Source organism: Paenarthrobacter nitroguajacolicus, assembly GCF_029952445.1.
In the GTDB taxonomy this organism is placed as follows: Bacteria; Actinomycetota; Actinomycetes; order Actinomycetales; family Micrococcaceae; genus Arthrobacter; species Arthrobacter nitroguajacolicus_B.
On the sequence record NZ_JAQPPK010000008.1, the window covers coordinates 32,009 to 48,222 of the forward strand.

Genomic DNA, 16,214 nt, shown 5'->3' on the forward strand with positions numbered 1-16,214 from the left:
CCAGACCAACCAAGTCCCACAGCCTCGGCTAACCAGGTCTCAGCCGAAGAGCAGATGCGCCACAGTAAAGATTGCCAGACCGGCCAGGGCACCCACCACGGTTCCGTTGATGCGGATGTACTGAAGGTCCTTGCCCACCTGGAGTTCGATCTTCTGCGACGTTTCCTCGGCATCCCACCGGGCCACGGTGTCGGAGATGACGCCGGCAATGTCCGAACGGTAGGTGTTCACCAGGTAGCCGGCAGCATCACCTATCCACGTGTTGACCTTGCCAGCCAGTTCCTCGTCGTTGACCAGGCGCGTACCGAAGTCGCGTACGGCGCTCTTGAAGCGCTGGCTCAGTTCGCTGTCGGGATCGTCGACGGCGTTGAGCAGCGCGGTCTTGACCGTTCCCCACGTGCGGGAGGCGAGTTCGCGGACCTCGGGGTCACCCAGGATCTGTGCCTTGATGCTTTCAGCCCGCTGGATCATTGCCGGATCGTGCTGAAGATCCTGGGCGAGGTCGGTGAGGTAAGCGTCGATCGACTGGCGGACCTGGTGGTTCTGGTCGGCTTGGACTGCGCGGACGAACTTGGAAAGCTCCACATGTACACGGTCTCCCACCAGCCCGTCGACGAACGTCGGCACCCACAGCGGGGAGCGGTCCGATACCAATCGGTTCACCGTTGCGTGGTTGGCGTCCACCCAATCTGCTGCCCGGTCAACCAAGAGGTCCACCAAAGTGTGGTGGTGTCCGTCAGCGAAAATCCGTTCGGCCATCCGGCCTACGGGAGGACCCCAAGGAGGGGTGAGGAGGTGCTTGCGGACCATGCCCTCGATAACTGCCTGCACATCGTCGTCGTTGAGGACCGTGAACGCGCCGCGAATCACCGCGCCGCCCTCTTTGGCTACGCGTTCGGCACCGCCGGGACCGGACAGCCACAGCCCGGCCTTCCGCGCGATATCGATGCTCGCCAACTTCTCCTGCACAACTTCCTGCGAGAGGAAGTTGCTTTCCACGAACTCGCTCAGTGATTCGCCGATCTGGTCCTTGCGCCGTGGAATGATCGCGGTGTGCGGAATCCTCAGACCCATGGGGTACTTGAACAGGGCCGTCACGGCGAACCAGTCGGCCAAGGCACCCACCATGCCGCCTTCAGCCGCGGCGCGGACATATTCCAGCCACGGATACTGCTTCTGGAGTGCAAAAGCCACCGTGAAGATCACCGCCATGGCGATCAGCAGGGCCAGCGCCAGGCGTTTCATGCGCAGCAGCGCGGCAGCTTTCTCCCGTTCACCTGCGGAAAGATCGACGACGGCGGACCGGCCACGCGTCGTCGTGGAACCTGGCTGCTTGGGTAGCGGGTCCGGGGTGGTGACGTCTTCAGTTGGGATTCGCTCAGAGTTCACCTGCATTAGCCCAGCGTAGCCCCCGTTGGGACGGCGGCGTGGGCTACGGTGTCTGCATGACCAGCGACGACTGCACCCCACTCCGGCCCAAGGTCTACGCCCATCGTGGTGCCAGCGGCGCGTACGCTGAACACACCCGTGCGGCGTACCTGAAGGCGATCGCCGATGGCGCGGACGGTGTGGAGTGCGACGTCCACCTGACCCGGGACCAACACGTGGTCCTCCTGCATGACGCCAATCTGGACCGCACCTCCACGGGCACGGGTCCTGTATCCGAGCACACCCTGGAGCAGCTCAGGTCCTTGGACTTCTCGTCATGGAAGGGCGCGCGCATTCCCGATGCCTATGGAGGAGTAGCGGACCAGTTCCTCACTTTGCCGGAGTTGCTGGACATTCTGCGTGGGGCGGGCCGTGACATCGGCCTGGCGATCGAGCTCAAGCACCCCAGCCCGTACGGCCTCAAGCTCGAAGAGCGCGTCCTTGCGGTGCTGGAGGAAGAGGGCTGGACCCCCGAAGATTCCCGGTTGGAGAATATACAGATCTCCTTCATGAGCTTCGATTCCGATTCCGTCCAGCGATTGCTGGAGTCAGTCCCCGGACAGCACATCTGCCAGTTGGTGGATGATTTCACGGTGCAGGAAATCCGCCAGGAACTTGGCTTGGGATTCCTTACCGGTGGTGCCGTCGCCAATGTCATGAAGGCAGCCCAGGAGGACGCGGAACGTGTGCTGGACGAGGCGCAGGTTGGCATTGCCGGTCCAGGCATCGACTACGTCCGTGAACATGCCCGGAACGTCCAGCGTTGGCTGGAAGCCGGGCTGGTCTTCAGGGTGTGGACCGTGGACTCCGAGAAGGACGTTGCCCTGTGCCAAGGGCTCGGCATCCAGGAAATCACCACCAACAAGCCAGCGCAGGTACTGGCCCAGCTGATGGTGTCCAACTAGGCGGTCCCGGCTTTGGAGGCAACTCCGCTTGTGATTGAGTGGTCTCATGTCTCTTCGCTGGTCAGCCCAAGCACGCCGCACTACCTCCGCAGTTGCCCTGAGCGCATTGCTCCTGGCCAGCGCCGCAAAGCACTTCCGGACGCCCTCGTTCTACAACCCTGTGGTGCCGGAATACTTGTGCCGGAAAGATGAGCCGGGCAGCCGCCCAAACGGTCCTTTGGCAGTGATGTCCCGTGAGGAATGGATTGCGTCCTCCGGCCTGCTGGAGGCCGCGGCCGCCGTCGGACTCTTGATCCCTGCCACGCGCAAGGCTGCCGCCGACGCGACCACCGCCATGTTCGTTGCATTCCTCGCCGGGCATATTGATGCGCTGAGGCGGGCTTATGGCCCGGACGGCACTGAGAGAGAACGCCGCATCCACACCGTTCGCTTGCCCCTGCAGCTTCCCCTCGTCCTGTGGTCCTGGAGTCTCCGGAAATGAGCGGGGGCTCCACTCCCATGAAGCTGAGGGAGTCGCCTGCATTCAAGATCGCCCTTTCCCTGAGTATTGCGACGGGTTTGTATGGCGTCTCTTTTGGGGCCCTCTCGGTGGCATCAGGTTTTGATTTCTGGCAGACCATGGTGCTGAGCCTCCTGCTGTTCAGCGGGGGATCACAGTTTGCCTTCATCGGCGTCGTGGCCGGCGGAGGCTCCGGTGTCGCGGCGATGACTGCCAGCGCACTGCTGGGTCTGCGCAATGGAATCTATGGGATGCAGATCAACGCGATGCTGCGTCCCGGAGGGTGGAAGCGCTACGTTTCTGCCCATGTCACCATTGACGAATCCACCGCCACCGCTTCCGGCCAATCGGATCCCGGCGAGCAAACCCGTGGGTTCTGGACCGCCGGAATCGGAATATTCATTTTGTGGAATATTTTCACGGCCGTAGGGGCCCTGGCGGGCGATGCCATGGGTGACCCGAAACAATGGGGTTTGGATGGCGCCGCCGTGGCGGCCTTCCTTGCGTTGTTGTGGCCCCGGCTCAAAGGCCGCCAACCCTGGGCCATTGCTGCAGCCTGCGCCCTGGCCACTGTGCTTGCCGTGCCTTTCGTCCCCTCGGGAGTCCCCATCCTGGTGGCCGCAGTTGTGGCAGGGGTGATCGGGTGGTTCAGTCACTCGCGCATGGATGAGGGTCTTGAGCCTGATCTGGATCCCTATGCAGAGAAGCGGCGGCACGGAAGTGGGGGCGGGAAATGAATCTTTGGCTATGGATCCTCATCGCCTGCGCACTGGCGTACCTCACAAAGCTGGTGGGGTACTTCGTTCCTGCACGGCTGCTGGACAACCCCCGCATCATGCACGTCGCGGGGACCATGACCATTGGCTTGCTGGCGTCCCTCACAGTGGTGAATGCTGTGGCGTCAGGTCAGGGTTTGGTCCTGGACGCCCGCGTCGGCGCCCTGGTGGCTGCCGCCGTCGCACTGTTGCTCCGTGCGCCGTTTCTGGTGGTCGTCATCTCGGGCGCAGCAGCCGCAGCTTTGCTGCGGCTGCTCGGCTGGGGTTAGCGGTACTGCTGGCCGTCGTATTGCTGAACGGGCGGCTGTCCGTAGCCCTGCGGATACGACGGCGGGTACGCCACGAACTGCCGTCCGGCAGCCGGCCCGAGGTACTGAGCGGAGCCGTAGGAGAGCATCGGCACGAAGACAACAGGCAACAGGACCAGGCCCACTGTGTAGCCCGAGTCCTTTCCAAATGACTTGGCGAGGTCGTTCAGGGACACGATGCTGAAGTAGATTCCGGCGAAGGGGATGAAGAACAGCAGATACCAGTACCAAGGGCGTCCTGCGATCTCCAGGAGTTTGATCCCGTTGTACACGGGTACGAATGCGCCCCATGCCGGACGGCCTGACTTGGTGAAGATTCCCATGTAGAGCACTCCAACAATGCCAAAAACCACCGCGAAGTAGATGACCATGAACAGCAGGCCAAGGCCGACGGCGGCAGCGGACCCGGATCCACTGGAAGAGTATGAGCTCAGGGGAATATTCATACGGTTGACACTACGGCCAGGGAGCCTGCTCCGCGATGGGCAGGACTCACCATCGATCCCCCAGGGCGTTGGTAATCAGGCGCCTTCGGTGAGCGTCACTCCAGGGATGTCCGTCTGCTCGGGCAGTGGGCGCGACGGGCGCTCTGTCCGGATGGCGTCTTCGATCAATGCCACCGGACGCTTCCACGCTTCGGATCCCGGTTCCATGGTGTCCACGGCGCCGATCAGCATTGCCACCAGGCGGACCATGTCCTCGATGGTGATGTCGCGGCGCAGCGATCCCTGGCCTTGGCCGCGTTCCAGGAGCGTGGCCATGGACCCGATGAGGCCGCCGGTGATGCCCATGAGAAGCCCGCGTCGGCCGGCAACTGCGTCAAGGAGGTTGGCGTCTTCGCTGGCAACCCGCATCACGGCGTCGATGACGTTGATGAGGCCTTCGGCGGCGTCCATGCCGTCGGCTGCAGCAGCGGCAACCGGGTCCACGTGCTGGCGCAATTGCCGCGACAATGCGGCCAGGACCAGTTGTTCTTTGTCCGAGAAGTTGCGGAACAGTGTAGCGGGACCCACCCCGGCGGTAGCGGCAATGGTCTGCAGGGGTACTTCCGGTCCGTATTCCCGGAAGCACTGCCGGGCGGCGGTGATGATCTTGTCCACGTTGCGTGCGGCGTCTGCCCTGAGGGGCTTGCGTTCAGAGGGCTGTTCCATGGTTGCCAGCGTAGCAACGGAGGCGTGTTGGCCTGTGGTTACGCGGGAGTAGGTTGCTATATGACAAACCAGCACATGAAACACTGGATTCATGTTGCTTGCATTCTCAGTCGCCCCTTCGGGCCAGCCCGCTTCCGCCGTCAATGGGGGACCTGCCCCTGACGCCTCGGTGCACGATGCCGTTGCCGCCGCTGTCAAGATCGTCCGCGAGTCCGGCTTGCCCAACCAAACCGACTCCATGTTCACCACTATTGAAGGCGAGTGGGACGAAGTTTTCGACGTCGTCAAACGCGCCACTGAGGCGGTTGGCCGGTACGGCAGCCGCGTCTCACTGGTCATTAAGGCGGACATCCGCCCGGGCTACAGTGGTGAGCTGACCGGCAAGGTGGAGCGCTTGGAAGGCGCCATTTCCGCCTCGGAGTAGTGCTTTCCCCAGCGCGCTGTGAGTGCCAGACTGGGGGCCATGATTGAACACGTGACCGAGCCCGGGTGGGTTGACGTCGAGCATTACCTGACTGACGTCGTCGTGCGCCCTGATCCTGTCCACCAGCGTGCGGTGAGTTCCGCGGCCGAGGCAGGGATGCCGGCCATAGAGGTAGCGCCCAACGCGGGCAAACTGCTGCGGATGCTGGTGCAGATGTCCGGAGCCAGGCGCGTGCTGGAGATCGGAACCCTGGCCGGGTTCAGCAGCATGTGGATGGCTCAGGGACTGCCCGACGACGGCAGGATCGTCACGTGCGAATACCTCCAGAAGCACGCCGACGTGGCGCGGGCCAACCTCGATGCCGCCGGCGTCGGGCACAAAGTGGATATCCGCCTCGGGGCTGCCCTGGATACGCTGCCGACGCTCGCCGGCCAGGAATCGTTCGACTTCGTCTTCATCGACGCGGACAAGGAGAACGATGCCAACTACCTGGACTGGGCCATCCGGCTGGGCCACCCCGGCACTGTGATCGTGGTGGACAACGTCATCTGGGATGGTGCCATCCTGGAGCCCGCGCGGGATGAAACCAATGCGCCGGGGATCGTGAAGGCCTTGGAAATGATGGGCCAGGATCCGCGTCTGGATGCCACGGCCATCCAGACGGTCGGCAGCAAGGGCTGGGACGGCTTCGCGATCGCGCGCGTGCGGTAGATGGACTTCACGTTTCGCCGGGCAACGGTCGATGATGCCCAGGCAATGGCCGCAATGCACTTCCGGTCCTGGCAGGAGAGCTATGGGCACCTGTTGCCCCGTGAGTTCTTTGAAAAACAGGAAGCTGGATTGCCTCAGCGCGCCGACAGGTACCGGGAGTTCATCGCCGCGGGCCACCCCCGGATGCTGGCCTTCGACCCCGATGGGGAACTGGTAGGTCTCGGGGCCGCCGGGGAGGGCAGGGACGATGACAGGCCCGGCGAAGTTGAGCTGTTCATGCTCTACACGCTGGAGCGGATCCACGGCAGGGGAGTTGGCCAAGCTTTGGTGGATGCCCTGATCGGGGACGGCCCGGCGTATCTGTGGGTCCTTGACGACAATCCGCGGGCGCAGGCTTTCTACCGCCGCAACGGTTTCGTCCCCGACGGGAAGCGTCAGTTGTGCGACCCGTCCTGGTACTCGCTGCCCGAGCACCGAATGGTGCGTCCCGGCGTCGGGCTTTAATTCAGCGCTCGCTGTCTTCCGTCTGCTCCATATCGAGCGGCGAGTCGAGCAGGCCGGGCGGTTTGGGCACCCGCGCGAGCAGGAGGCAGACCACCGTCAGCCACGCCACTGCTGCCGTCAAAACCTCCGCCCACACCGATGCTCCAATGTCCATGATGCGATCATATGGCTGAACCCGGCCAAATTGTAAGTATCCTTACTACTGATGATGCCGAACCGGGCAAAGCGGCACTCCACTAGGCTGGGAGAATGAATCAGGCAGGGCGAAGATAGTGGCGAAACGCGGAAAAAGGTCGACGGCGGGAGTCGTCGAGGTGCCTTCCGGCACCCGTCCTGATGGCCCGGTTGAAGGCGTCTACTACATCGATACCGGCGACTGCGAGTTGCTGCACGACCAGGACAACTCCAACGGCTGGCTCCTGAAAATCAACGGCGTCATGAGCTCGCATATAGACCTCGCGGACCCGCTCTTCCTCGACTTTGAGTACATGCGATGGATTGCGGCCCTGGTGGAATCACGATGGCCCCGGGAGCATAAGCCGAAGCTGCGTGCACTGCACCTTGGCGGCGGGGCCTGCTCAATGGCCCGGTACTTCCACTCCGCGTACCCGGAGGCGCGGCAGGTAGTTGTGGAGCTCGACGGCAAGTTGGCAGACTACGTTCGCGGGTGGTTCGACCTGCCCAAGGCGCCGTTGCTTCGCATCCGGGTGGGCGAAGCCCGGCAGGTCACCGAGTCCCTCACCCCGGATACCCGCGACCTCATCATCCGCGACGTCTTTGCTGGCGCCTTCACGCCGCGCGCCCTGACCACCCGTGAGTTCACGGCCCACGCGGATGCTGTGCTGGCTGCCGACGGACTGTACGTGGTCAACTCGGGTGACGCGCCGGACCTGAAGAACGCCCGGGCCGACGCCGCCACCATTGCCGATACCTTCGAGCACACCATGATCATCGCCGATCCTGCCATGCTCAAGGGGCGCCGTTACGGCAACATGATCATGGCCGGCAGCCACGTTCCCTTTGGTGAGGATCCCACGCTGGCACGCAGGCTCCTGGGCGGAGGCGTGCCGGCCCACATCTGGGACGACGCCAAGGTCCGCGCCTTCGCGGCCGGAACGCCCGTCCGGCACGATCCTCCTGCCAATTGACCCCCGCCGGTGGAGTTTTGTACACATAACGCGCTTATGAGGGCCATTATCTGTACAAAAACTCCGGGTTAGGCCGCCCCCAGCAACTCCTCCCGCTTCCGCTCCGTCTCCTCCCGCAAGGCCTGCACGACGGCGGCCACCGCGGGGCGGCGCATCGAGTCAGGGCGGAGGACCATCCAGTAGGGGAGGAGCTCCGCGAAGTCCGATGGCAGCAGCCGGATCAGATCCGCGTGCCGGTCGGCCATGAAGCACGGCAGGAAGCCAACCCCAGCCCCGGCACGTGTGGCTTCCACATGAACGAACACGTTGGTTGAACTCAGACCGTCGCGCATGGTGGGGACCAGTCGGCGGGGCGCATCCAGGTCATCCACTTGAAGCATTGAATCCACAAAGTAGACCAGCTGGTGCTGCGTCAGTTCCTCGATGCTGGAAGGTGTGCCGTGATCCACCAGGTAGGCGCGCGATGCGTACATCCCCAGCCGGTACTCGCCCAGCCGGATCGCCTCAGCCCGGTGCACCTGCGGTGTCCCCACCACCACTTCAATGTCCAGCCCCGACCTCTGCTGCAACGCCCGCCGCGTCACCGTCACGATCTCCACGCTTAGCCCAGGATGCTCCCGCCGAAGCCGCGCCACCGCCGGTGCCGCGATATACGCGCTGAAGCCATCGGTTGCGGTCATTCGTACGACGCCGGCAATGGGGTCGGGTGCGCGGTCGCTCGGTCCCAGCGCACTCACCGCAGCCTCAATGCGTTCTGCGACCAGCACGGCTTCGGCACCCAAATCAGTCACTTCCCACCCGCCGGCGGCACGCGCGAGGACCCGACCGCCCAGCGCCTTTTCCAGCGCCGCTATCCTGCGCGAAACGGTGGTGTGGTTCAGCCCCAAGGCCTGGGCCGCCGTCGTGAATTTTCCTGAACGTGAGACGGCGAGGAAGACGAGGAGGTCGTCGGGGTTGGGATTCATATCTGCAATTCTGCACACCTAAGGTGCCTTATTGGGCATTGAGGCATAACAAATCTGCGGCAATACTCAGTGGAGCATTTCGTGTTGTGGAACACATCACGTTCAAAAGGGTCAAAGAGGACACTGAGGAGATGGATATGAGCGTAGAGCAGCGCTCCGCATCAAGAGCCGGGAAAGACGCCGGCAAGGGCTCCGGCCTGAAGAAGATCGTGGCGGCCTCCATGGTGGGAACCGTGGTGGAGTGGTATGAGTTCTTCCTCTACGCCACCGCAGCCACCCTGGTTTTCGGCAAGTACTTCTTTCCGAGCACCGGCAACGAGTTGGACGGCATCATCCAGGCGTTCATCACCTACGCCGTGGGCTTCGTCGCCCGGCCGCTGGGCGGAATCGTGTTCGGCCAGATCGGCGACAAACTTGGCCGCAAGCCCACCTTGCAGCTGACCATCGTGATTGTGGGCGTCTCCACGTTCCTCATGGGCTGCCTCCCCGGATTCGTGGACGTCGGTTACTGGGCGCCGGCCATGCTGGTGGCGCTGCGCTTCATCCAGGGCTTCGCACTCGGCGGCGAATGGGGCGGTGCCGTGCTGCTCGTGGCTGAGCACAGCCCCAACAAGTCCCGCGGCTTCTGGTCGTCCTGGCCGCAGGCAGCAGTGCCGGTGGGCAACCTCCTGGCTACTCTGGTCCTGTTCGTCATGTCCACCACGCTCAGCAGCGAAGCCTTCCTCGGCTGGGGCTGGCGCGTTGCCTTCTGGCTCTCCGCGGTGATCGTGTTCGTGGGCTATTACATCCGTACCCACGTGACCGAAGCCCCCATCTTCCTTGAGGCCAAAGCACAGGTTGAGGAGTCCAAAGCCATCAGCTACGGCGTGGGCGAGGTCATCCGCAAATACCCCAAAGGCATCCTGCAGGCCATGGGCCTCCGATTCGCCGAGAACATCATGTATTACCTCGTGGTGAGCTTCGCGATCGTCTACCTCAAGAGCGTCCACAAATACGACACGTCCTCGCTGCTCCTGGCCCTCCTGATCGCCCACGTGATCCACTTCCTGATCATTCCGCAGATCGGCCGGTTGGTTGACTCCTGGGGCCGCAAGCCCGTGTACCTCATCGGTGCGATCACCGGCGCAACCTGGCCGTTCTTCGCCTTCCCCATGTTCGACACCAAGAACGCTGTGATCATCGTGCTCGCCGTAACCATCGGCCTCTGCCTGCACGCCTTCATGTATGCGGGACAGCCGGCCATCATGTCCGAACTCTTCCCCACCCGCATGCGCTACTCCGGTGTCTCGCTCGGCTCCCAGGTAACGTCCATCTTCGCCGGCTCACTCGCTCCGCTGCTGGCCACCCAGTGGCTCAAGGACACCGGTTCCTGGGTGCCCACGGCGATCTACCTCGTGGTCGCCTGCGCGATTACCGCCGTCGCCGTCATTTCCTTGAAGGAAACCAAGGGCATCGCGCTTGAGGACGTGGACCAAGCCGATGCCGAGCGGCACGGACTGGCAACCGCTACCCCGAAGGGCTGATCCGATGGACAACTCCTTGAACGGACGTAGAGCACTGATTACCGGCGGCGCGAGCGGAATCGGGGCTGCCTGTGCCCGCGCGCTCGCCGCCCGCGGGGCGAAAGTAGTAGTGGCCGACGTCGATGCCTCCGGAGCTGCGGCCCTCGCCGATGAGCTGGGCGGGACCGCCTGGACGGTGGACCTGCTGGACGTCGACGCGCTGGGTGCGTTGAGCCTTGACTGCGACATCCTGGTCAACAACGCCGGCGTCCAGAAGGTGGCGCCCATAGAGGAGTTCGAGCCTGCGGAGTTCCGGCGGATCCTGGCTCTGATGCTGGAGGCCCCGTTCCTCCTGATCAGGGCGGTGCTCCCGCACATGTACGCCAACGGATTCGGCCGGATCATCAACATTTCCTCGGTGCATGGGCTCCGGGCCTCGGCCTACAAGAGTGCATATGTCTCGGCAAAGCACGGCCTGGAGGGGCTCAGCAAGGTCACTGCGTTGGAGGGTGGCGAGCATGGGGTCACGTCCAACTGCATCAACCCCGGTTACGTCCGCACGCCGTTAGTGGAGAAACAGATCGCCGATCAGGCCCGGCTCCACGGCATCCCTGAAGCCGAGGTTCTGGCCAAGGTCATGTTGACGGAGGCGGCGGTGAAGCGCTTGGTGGAGCCTTCCGAGGTGGCGTCCCTAGCGGCCTGGCTGGCCTCCGACGACGCCGGCATGGTCACTGGCGCGAGCTACACCATGGACGGTGGCTGGTCGGCGAGGTAGCCACCCCTGCGAGGTGACAGTTAATGCCAATGTTCGCGTCGAACATTGGCATTAACTGCAAGGTGGCGAAGGGGATCAGGCCGTCTCGTCCACCAGCTCTGCCCGGCGCAGGCCACCACCGCGGACCCACAACTTGTAAGCCACGAACAGCAAAACCAGCCAGGTTCCACCCACGTACAACGCAACCCGCGTGTCCTCGAAGACGCCGAGGATCACGATCACCATCGCCATGAACGCCATGGTGAGGATGGACGCCGTCGGCCACAGCGGCGAACCGAACTCCGACGCCGGAAGGCCCTTGAGCTTGATCTCCCGCTTCATAGCAACGTGCGAAGCCAGGATCATCACCCAGACCCACACGGTGGCGAACGTGGCGATGGAGGCAATGAGTACGAACACGTCCTCGGGGATCACGGCGTTCAGTACGACGCCCACCAGCAGGATGCAGCCCATCATCACCACGGTCATCCACGGAACGCCATGACGGGACACCTTGCCGAAGCTCTTGGGCGCGTGCCCCTGCTGGGCCAGCCCGAACAGGATGCGCCCGGCCCCGAAGATGTCGCTGTTGATTGCGGAAAGGGCTGCCGTGATCACCACGGCATTGAGAATGTGTGGCGCAGCGGGAATCCCCAAGCCATCAAAGATCTGCACAAACGGGCTGCCGCTGCTGCCGATCTCGTTCCACGGGAAGATGCTCATCAGAACGCCCAGGGTCAGTACATAGAACAGCAGCACCCGAACCGGCACGGTATTAACGGCCTGAGGAATGACCTTCTTGGGATCCGCGGCTTCACCTGCGGTGATACCGATCGTCTCGATCCCACCGAAGGCAAACATCACGACGGCGAACGAGGCCAGGAGCCCCTCGAAACCGTTCGGGAACAATCCGCCATGGTTCACGAGGTTCCCGAGTCCCGGTGCCACGCCACCGCCGTCGCCCGTTTGGAAGCCGAACACGACGATCGCTGCGCCGCCGACAATCATGGCGATAATCGCCACCACCTTGATCAGCGAGAACCAGAACTCGAGTTCACCGAACACCTTCACGCTGAGCAGGTTCATTGCGCCCAGGAACAGGATGATCGCGAGCACCCAAATCCATCGGTCCACCTGCGGGAACCAGAAGCCCATATAGATACTGAACGCTGTGACGTCGGCGATCGCCACGATTGCCATCTCGAACACGTACGTCCACCCGGTCACGAAGCCTGCGAACGGGCCCAGATACTTGCTCGCATACTGGCCGAAGGAGCCGGACACGGGGTGTCGTACGGCCATTTCGCCGAGTGCGCGCATCACCATGAAGACAGCGGCGCCGCCGATGATGTAGGCCAGGAGAACGGCTGGGCCGGCCTTTTGGATGGCCGACGCGGAGCCGTAGAAGAGGCCCGTGCCGATCGCCGATCCGAGTGCCATGAAGCGGATGTGTCGGACGTTGAGGCCTCGGCTGAGCGCCGTCCCTGCGGCTTGGAGGACAGAGCTCTCCTCAGCCAGCTTGGTTTGTTGCATGGTAAAACCTTCTCGTCTTTGGGAGGGGATCGCTATCCAGCAGATCACTTTTGGCGGCCTTGTGATCGGACTCACGGAGGTTTGGTGTCTTTGATCGCAGACACTCTGCGCGGTGGCTGTTTGATGGTGGTAAAAGTCATAGTTCCCGGTCGGATAGGATGGCCGCGGACAGCTCTTCAACACGGTCAGGCATCCCTCGCATCACGCGTCGCCCCCATGTGAACTCTGTGCTGACTCGCATCTGTTACTTGGGGGACTCATGATTTCCGTAATCCGCGCTACCCGACGCCGTTGGGCCGCTGCCGTTGTTGCCGTGGTGGTCGGCGCTTCACTTCTCTTTGCCGCTCCTGCACAGGCTTACGACGTGCCGAATTTCGAGGTCCCGAACGCGTCCCAGGCTCCTGTGCCGTTCGTGGAGCGGGTGAGTGACGCCGCTGGTGTCGTTGAACTGTGGAAGACCGGCGGGCCTGCGACCCGCACCGCCGCTGCTGCCGCCCTGGTGGGTGGCGCTGACGCCGTCCAGGCCTTTCTCGACGGCGGACAGGATGTTGCGCTGGCCGCGGACCGGAAGCAGTTGGTCACCGAGCTGACGACGCGGGGTAGTGAGCACGTAAGATCGTCGGCCGCTAAAGTCCTGGCGTCGAACAACCCCGCGCTGATTAATGAATTCCTCGCTGTCGGGTGGGGCCAGACGTGGCGCGGTGATCTCAGGACGGCTGCGACCTACTTCCTCGATTACGGCAATGTTCACGTCGCACGGGCTGCTTCCGAGAGCCTGGACAACGGCGACGCTGCCGTGGAGAAATTTGTGCTTGAAGGCTGGCGTGCCAAGGTCTTCATGACAGACCGCCAGGCGGCTTACGCGGTGCTTGCTTCGTCGAATGCCGCGGTTTCTGCTGCTGCGGAGGCAGCACTTAACACCGGTGATGGAGCTGTCGTTGCTGACTTCCTCCGATACGGCCAGTTTGTTGTCGCCGACCATGACGCAGAGTCGTCTGCCGTTTCGGCGGTGCTGCAGCAGGTCAAAACAGACATCGCATCCAACCCTGCCGGTGCGGCCGGCGTCGCTGACCGAGCCAATACGGCCGTCGAGAAGGCGCGAAACACCGCAGCCTCCGCGAGGACTGCGGACGAAACGCGGCTGCTTGCCGATTGGAAGTTCCTCAGCGCGCAGGCCAAGCCAAGAGGGGCCGCAGACAACGCACAGCTTGCCAGCGAAAAGCCGCTCAGGAAAGCATTTGCCGCAGCGGCTCAAGAACTACCGGTGCTTCTGGCGACCCTGACTGCTGTGGATGCTGACCTTGAAGCGCTGATCGTCCAGGCCCGCCAAGCTACCCTTGACCTATCCCTGGTGGGGACGCCTGAAGTTCGGAAGGCCGCAGAGACTGCACTGGCCGGCGGTGATGACGCAATCAAGTCCTTCATCGCTGTCGGTAACGATGCCGCGTTCGAACTGGACGGCCCTGCTGAACTTGAAGACAGGCAGCGAGTTGCCCAACTCCAGGCCACGGGTGGCGAGTATGTTTTCAAGGCTGCGTCGGAGGCCGGTAAGTCCACCAGCCACGCGATTATCCGCTACTTCCTTGAGTATGGACATGCTGTTGCGCAGGAGCTCGACAACCAGATTTTGGCCTTCCGCAGCATCGACCAGGGCGGATTGGAAGTCCGGGCTGCGGCCAATGTGGGGCTCGATGGGAGTCGCGCAGATCTTCAGACGTTCGCTACGGTCGGAAAGGCCGCAGCGGCAGGCCGGGACCAGGCAACTGCCACCCATGTGGCCTCCATCGACGCCATGATCACCGAGCTCGCCGGGTTGGCGAATCAGGCAACGGTCGACGCCGGCAAGGCGGCTGACGCTGCGAAGGCGGCCGAAGCGGCACGCCAGGCCGAAGCAGCCGCCGAGGCCGCTCGCCAAGCCGCCGCTGGTGGGCAGGTTGCTGCTGGCAGCGCCAATGCTTCCCAGGAATCCGCAACCGGAGCAGCCCCGATCGTCATTCCCTGGCCGCGCGAGTACACGCCCGCCGTCGGACTGGCTGAAACCGGAGCCGCAGAGAAGTCCGCCGCGACCCCGTCGGCCGCGCCCAGCATTTCGGTACCGCCGGCCGCGTCAGCGGCGAAGGGCTCCACATCAGTTGACTCCCAATCGCAGGAAGCGGCGGCCCCGTTGGCAACCTCCGCGACTGGCATGAGCGCTTGGACCATCGGGCTCATCGTGGCATTGGTCCTGGCAGCGGCCGGAGCCATCACGTTCCTGCTTCGCCGGAAGGGTGCTGCCTCGGCGTAGGGCAGCGCGGCCGGTCCGGCAGCATGCTCAACAGAGATTTTCTTCTTTTGCACGGTTTGGGGGTCGATGCATGCGGTTCAGCGCGGGCGTAACTGTGACTATCGCCGGAGGCATATTGTTGGCTGGTGCTTGCCCAGCCATGGCGTCCGCGGATGTCGTTGATGTTGGGGGAGTGCCTCTCAGCGTCGTCATCGATGCCGAGGGCACCGCTTATATCGGCAACTATCTGCCTGGCGGTGGGGTGAGCGTCCTTCCCTCAGGAGCGAGCAAACCGTCCAAGACACTCATGACTGGTGTCTCCCCGGCGGGAATGGCTCTCTCGGGAGATGGCACCTTGTTTGTGGAGGGCTGGGACTTCGACCAGCAGCAGGAAAAACTCGTCGTGCTTCCAAAGGGTTCCTCTGAGGTAGCCCGAACGATTCCCCTCGGTCCGGGCGCACATCTCATCGCTGCGGCGCCCGACGGGACTGTCTTTGTTCCCAACCCACTCCTGGGCACAGTCTCGGTCATTCCGCCGGGAGCCGGCGCACCGGACCGCGAGGTCGCCGTCGGCGGCAATCCCAAGGAAATAGCTGTAACCCAGGACGGCACCGCCTACGTGACCAACCAGAACGACGGCACCGTCTCGGTCATCGCCCCGGGTGCGGGTACGGTTTCACGCACCATTGATGTAAGGAAGGCGCCTGACAGGTCCGGTGATCCGCACGGAATTGCCGTGGGCCCGGATGGCGCGGTCTACGTCACCAATATCACGTCAAACGACGTCGCGGTGATCAAGCCGGGCGACTCGGCCGTCTCGTACCGCGTGCCGGTTCCTGGCGGACCAAAGGAGATCGCCGTCGGCCCGGATGGCACCGCTTATGTCCTCTACCAGGCCAACGGACTGTCGGTCATCGCGCCGGGCGAAACAAACGTCCGTCACGGCCAGCCGACGCTCCAGGCCCCCGGACATCTCGCCGTCGCTCCCAATGGGTCCGTCCTGGTGACCAACACCGCTGATAAATCCGTATCGGTCTTTCCGGCCGAGGACTTAAGCATCCCCCCGCTGTCAGCCGTCAACGCACCGGCCAGCCCGACTGAGATCCCGGAAGCAAGCCCCGCGACTCAGACCAGCCCAGACAATGCGGATTCCGGCTTCCTGTCAGGCCTCCCGGTCATTGTCGGCGCAGTTGTGGTGGCCATCCTGAGCGGGGCCGCCGCGCTGATTTTGGCCGCCAGAAGGCGCAAACGCTCGGAGGCGGCCGCAACCCCAAATCCGGCAGAGGATCACGAAAGACTTGAAGTCCTCTCAAATCACAGGCCTGGCTGAGCGCAGACCGCCA

Annotated in this window: 18 protein-coding genes; 12 read left to right on the top strand and 6 right to left on the bottom strand. The window is 63.4% G+C overall.

The features are described from left to right. Positions 1–39: 39 nt before the first annotated feature. Positions 40–1,395, bottom strand: coding sequence for a DUF445 domain-containing protein (locus tag PJL15_RS07240; RefSeq protein WP_281450510.1), 1,356 nt, complete (start codon positions 1,393–1,395; stop codon positions 40–42). Positions 1,396–1,445: 50 nt separating this feature from the next. Here PJL15_RS07240 and PJL15_RS07245 point away from each other — a divergent pair, with 50 nt between their 5' ends. The 4 genes from PJL15_RS07245 to PJL15_RS07260 are packed head-to-tail and all read left to right on the top strand — an operon-like array spanning position 1,446 to position 3,877. Continuing rightward, positions 1,446–2,333, top strand: a complete 888-nt coding sequence (locus tag PJL15_RS07245; protein WP_281450511.1) for a glycerophosphodiester phosphodiesterase — start codon at positions 1,446–1,448, stop codon at positions 2,331–2,333. Between the two features lie 46 nt (positions 2,334–2,379). Next, positions 2,380–2,814, top strand: coding sequence for a DoxX family protein (locus PJL15_RS07250; protein ID WP_281450512.1), 435 nt, complete (start codon positions 2,380–2,382; stop codon positions 2,812–2,814). Continuing rightward, a complete protein-coding gene (locus PJL15_RS07255; protein WP_281450513.1) occupies positions 2,811–3,569 on the top strand; it encodes an AzlC family ABC transporter permease in 759 nt (252 codons plus the stop codon). Before PJL15_RS07250 ends, PJL15_RS07255 begins: the two co-directional genes overlap by 4 nt. Then, a complete protein-coding gene (locus PJL15_RS07260) occupies positions 3,566–3,877 on the top strand; it encodes an AzlD domain-containing protein (RefSeq protein WP_281450514.1) in 312 nt (103 codons plus the stop codon). The genes PJL15_RS07255 and PJL15_RS07260 overlap by 4 nt, the downstream gene beginning before the upstream one ends. Here the strand turns inward: PJL15_RS07260 and PJL15_RS07265 are convergent. Together PJL15_RS07265 and PJL15_RS07270 are read right to left on the bottom strand one after the other, a co-directional pair. After that, complete coding sequence (locus tag PJL15_RS07265; protein WP_281450515.1) at positions 3,874–4,362, bottom strand: DUF5684 domain-containing protein; 489 nt, start codon at positions 4,360–4,362, stop codon at positions 3,874–3,876. The two genes, PJL15_RS07260 and PJL15_RS07265, sit on opposite strands and share 4 nt — an antisense overlap. A 75-nt stretch (positions 4,363–4,437) precedes the next feature. Next, positions 4,438–5,067 carry a TetR/AcrR family transcriptional regulator gene (locus PJL15_RS07270; protein WP_281450516.1) on the bottom strand — a complete coding sequence of 210 codons (630 nt, stop codon included), beginning with the start codon at positions 5,065–5,067 and terminating at the stop codon, positions 4,438–4,440. A gap of 91 nt (positions 5,068–5,158) precedes the next feature. Here PJL15_RS07270 and PJL15_RS07275 point away from each other — a divergent pair, with 91 nt between their 5' ends. From PJL15_RS07275 to PJL15_RS07285, 3 genes are read left to right on the top strand one after another with little or no spacing between them, the layout of a single operon-like run. Beyond that, positions 5,159–5,491, top strand: a complete 333-nt coding sequence (locus PJL15_RS07275) for a thiamine-binding protein (RefSeq protein ID WP_281450517.1) — start codon at positions 5,159–5,161, stop codon at positions 5,489–5,491. A 39-nt stretch (positions 5,492–5,530) separates the two neighbouring features. Beyond that, positions 5,531–6,202, top strand: coding sequence for an O-methyltransferase (locus PJL15_RS07280; RefSeq protein ID WP_281450518.1), 672 nt, complete (start codon positions 5,531–5,533; stop codon positions 6,200–6,202). Beyond that, positions 6,203–6,706 carry a GNAT family N-acetyltransferase gene (locus PJL15_RS07285; protein WP_281450519.1) on the top strand — a complete coding sequence of 168 codons (504 nt, stop codon included), beginning with the start codon at positions 6,203–6,205 and terminating at the stop codon, positions 6,704–6,706. Position 6,707: 1 nt separating this feature from the next. Here PJL15_RS07285 and PJL15_RS07290 read toward each other — a convergent pair whose 3' ends face one another. After that, on the bottom strand, positions 6,708–6,860 hold the full coding sequence (locus PJL15_RS07290) for a hypothetical protein (protein ID WP_281450520.1): 153 nt from the start codon (positions 6,858–6,860) through the stop codon (positions 6,708–6,710). A 118-nt stretch (positions 6,861–6,978) separates the two neighbouring features. Between PJL15_RS07290 and PJL15_RS07295 the strand changes: the two genes are divergently transcribed. Next, positions 6,979–7,854, top strand: coding sequence for a spermidine synthase (locus PJL15_RS07295; protein WP_281450521.1), 876 nt, complete (start codon positions 6,979–6,981; stop codon positions 7,852–7,854). Between the two features lie 68 nt (positions 7,855–7,922). On the opposite strand, the gene PJL15_RS07300 is transcribed toward PJL15_RS07295, so the two are convergent. Further along, a complete protein-coding gene (locus PJL15_RS07300) occupies positions 7,923–8,819 on the bottom strand; it encodes a LysR family transcriptional regulator (RefSeq protein ID WP_281450522.1) in 897 nt (298 codons plus the stop codon). 137 nt (positions 8,820–8,956) lie between these two features. Here PJL15_RS07300 and PJL15_RS07305 point away from each other — a divergent pair, with 137 nt between their 5' ends. Together PJL15_RS07305 and PJL15_RS07310 are read left to right on the top strand one after the other, a co-directional pair. Next, positions 8,957–10,342 (top strand): MFS transporter, encoded by a 1,386-nt coding sequence (locus PJL15_RS07305; protein WP_281450523.1) that lies wholly within the window; start codon positions 8,957–8,959, stop codon positions 10,340–10,342. A gap of 4 nt (positions 10,343–10,346) precedes the next feature. Next, positions 10,347–11,096: a 3-hydroxybutyrate dehydrogenase gene (locus PJL15_RS07310; protein ID WP_281450524.1), complete on the top strand. Its 750-nt coding sequence runs from the start codon at positions 10,347–10,349 to the stop codon at positions 11,094–11,096. 75 nt (positions 11,097–11,171) lie between these two features. On the opposite strand, the gene PJL15_RS07315 is transcribed toward PJL15_RS07310, so the two are convergent. After that, on the bottom strand, positions 11,172–12,608 hold the full coding sequence (locus PJL15_RS07315) for an amino acid permease (RefSeq protein WP_281450525.1): 1,437 nt from the start codon (positions 12,606–12,608) through the stop codon (positions 11,172–11,174). Between the two features lie 259 nt (positions 12,609–12,867). Here PJL15_RS07315 and PJL15_RS07320 point away from each other — a divergent pair, with 259 nt between their 5' ends. Together PJL15_RS07320 and PJL15_RS07325 are read left to right on the top strand one after the other, a co-directional pair. Further along, positions 12,868–14,892, top strand: a complete 2,025-nt coding sequence (locus PJL15_RS07320; protein ID WP_281450526.1) for an ALF repeat-containing protein — start codon at positions 12,868–12,870, stop codon at positions 14,890–14,892. Between the two features lie 94 nt (positions 14,893–14,986). Next, on the top strand, positions 14,987–16,201 hold the full coding sequence (locus tag PJL15_RS07325) for a YncE family protein (RefSeq protein ID WP_281450527.1): 1,215 nt from the start codon (positions 14,987–14,989) through the stop codon (positions 16,199–16,201). Positions 16,202–16,214: the final 13 nt, after the last annotated feature.

Bases quoted from the DNA above. Each gene is read 5' to 3' on its own strand.
- PJL15_RS07275 (WP_281450517.1), top strand. From the start codon at position 5,159: ATGTTGCTTGCATTCTCAGTCGCCCCTTCGGGCCAGCCCGCTTCCGCC.
- PJL15_RS07310 (WP_281450524.1), top strand. From the start codon at position 10,347: ATGGACAACTCCTTGAACGGACGTAGAGCACTGATTACCGGCGGCGCG.
- PJL15_RS07245 (WP_281450511.1), top strand. From the start codon at position 1,446: ATGACCAGCGACGACTGCACCCCACTCCGGCCCAAGGTCTACGCCCAT.
- PJL15_RS07320 (WP_281450526.1), top strand. From the start codon at position 12,868: ATGATTTCCGTAATCCGCGCTACCCGACGCCGTTGGGCCGCTGCCGTT.
- PJL15_RS07240 (WP_281450510.1), bottom strand. From the start codon at position 1,395: ATGCAGGTGAACTCTGAGCGAATCCCAACTGAAGACGTCACCACCCCG.
- PJL15_RS07250 (WP_281450512.1), top strand. From the start codon at position 2,380: ATGTCTCTTCGCTGGTCAGCCCAAGCACGCCGCACTACCTCCGCAGTT.
- PJL15_RS07315 (WP_281450525.1), bottom strand. From the start codon at position 12,608: ATGCAACAAACCAAGCTGGCTGAGGAGAGCTCTGTCCTCCAAGCCGCA.
- PJL15_RS07255 (WP_281450513.1), top strand. From the start codon at position 2,811: ATGAGCGGGGGCTCCACTCCCATGAAGCTGAGGGAGTCGCCTGCATTC.
- PJL15_RS07260 (WP_281450514.1), top strand. From the start codon at position 3,566: ATGAATCTTTGGCTATGGATCCTCATCGCCTGCGCACTGGCGTACCTC.
- PJL15_RS07300 (WP_281450522.1), bottom strand. From the start codon at position 8,819: ATGAATCCCAACCCCGACGACCTCCTCGTCTTCCTCGCCGTCTCACGT.
- PJL15_RS07290 (WP_281450520.1), bottom strand. From the start codon at position 6,860: ATGGACATTGGAGCATCGGTGTGGGCGGAGGTTTTGACGGCAGCAGTG.
- PJL15_RS07265 (WP_281450515.1), bottom strand. From the start codon at position 4,362: ATGAATATTCCCCTGAGCTCATACTCTTCCAGTGGATCCGGGTCCGCT.
- PJL15_RS07285 (WP_281450519.1), top strand. From the start codon at position 6,203: ATGGACTTCACGTTTCGCCGGGCAACGGTCGATGATGCCCAGGCAATG.
- PJL15_RS07270 (WP_281450516.1), bottom strand. From the start codon at position 5,067: ATGGAACAGCCCTCTGAACGCAAGCCCCTCAGGGCAGACGCCGCACGC.
- PJL15_RS07280 (WP_281450518.1), top strand. From the start codon at position 5,531: ATGATTGAACACGTGACCGAGCCCGGGTGGGTTGACGTCGAGCATTAC.
- PJL15_RS07305 (WP_281450523.1), top strand. From the start codon at position 8,957: ATGAGCGTAGAGCAGCGCTCCGCATCAAGAGCCGGGAAAGACGCCGGC.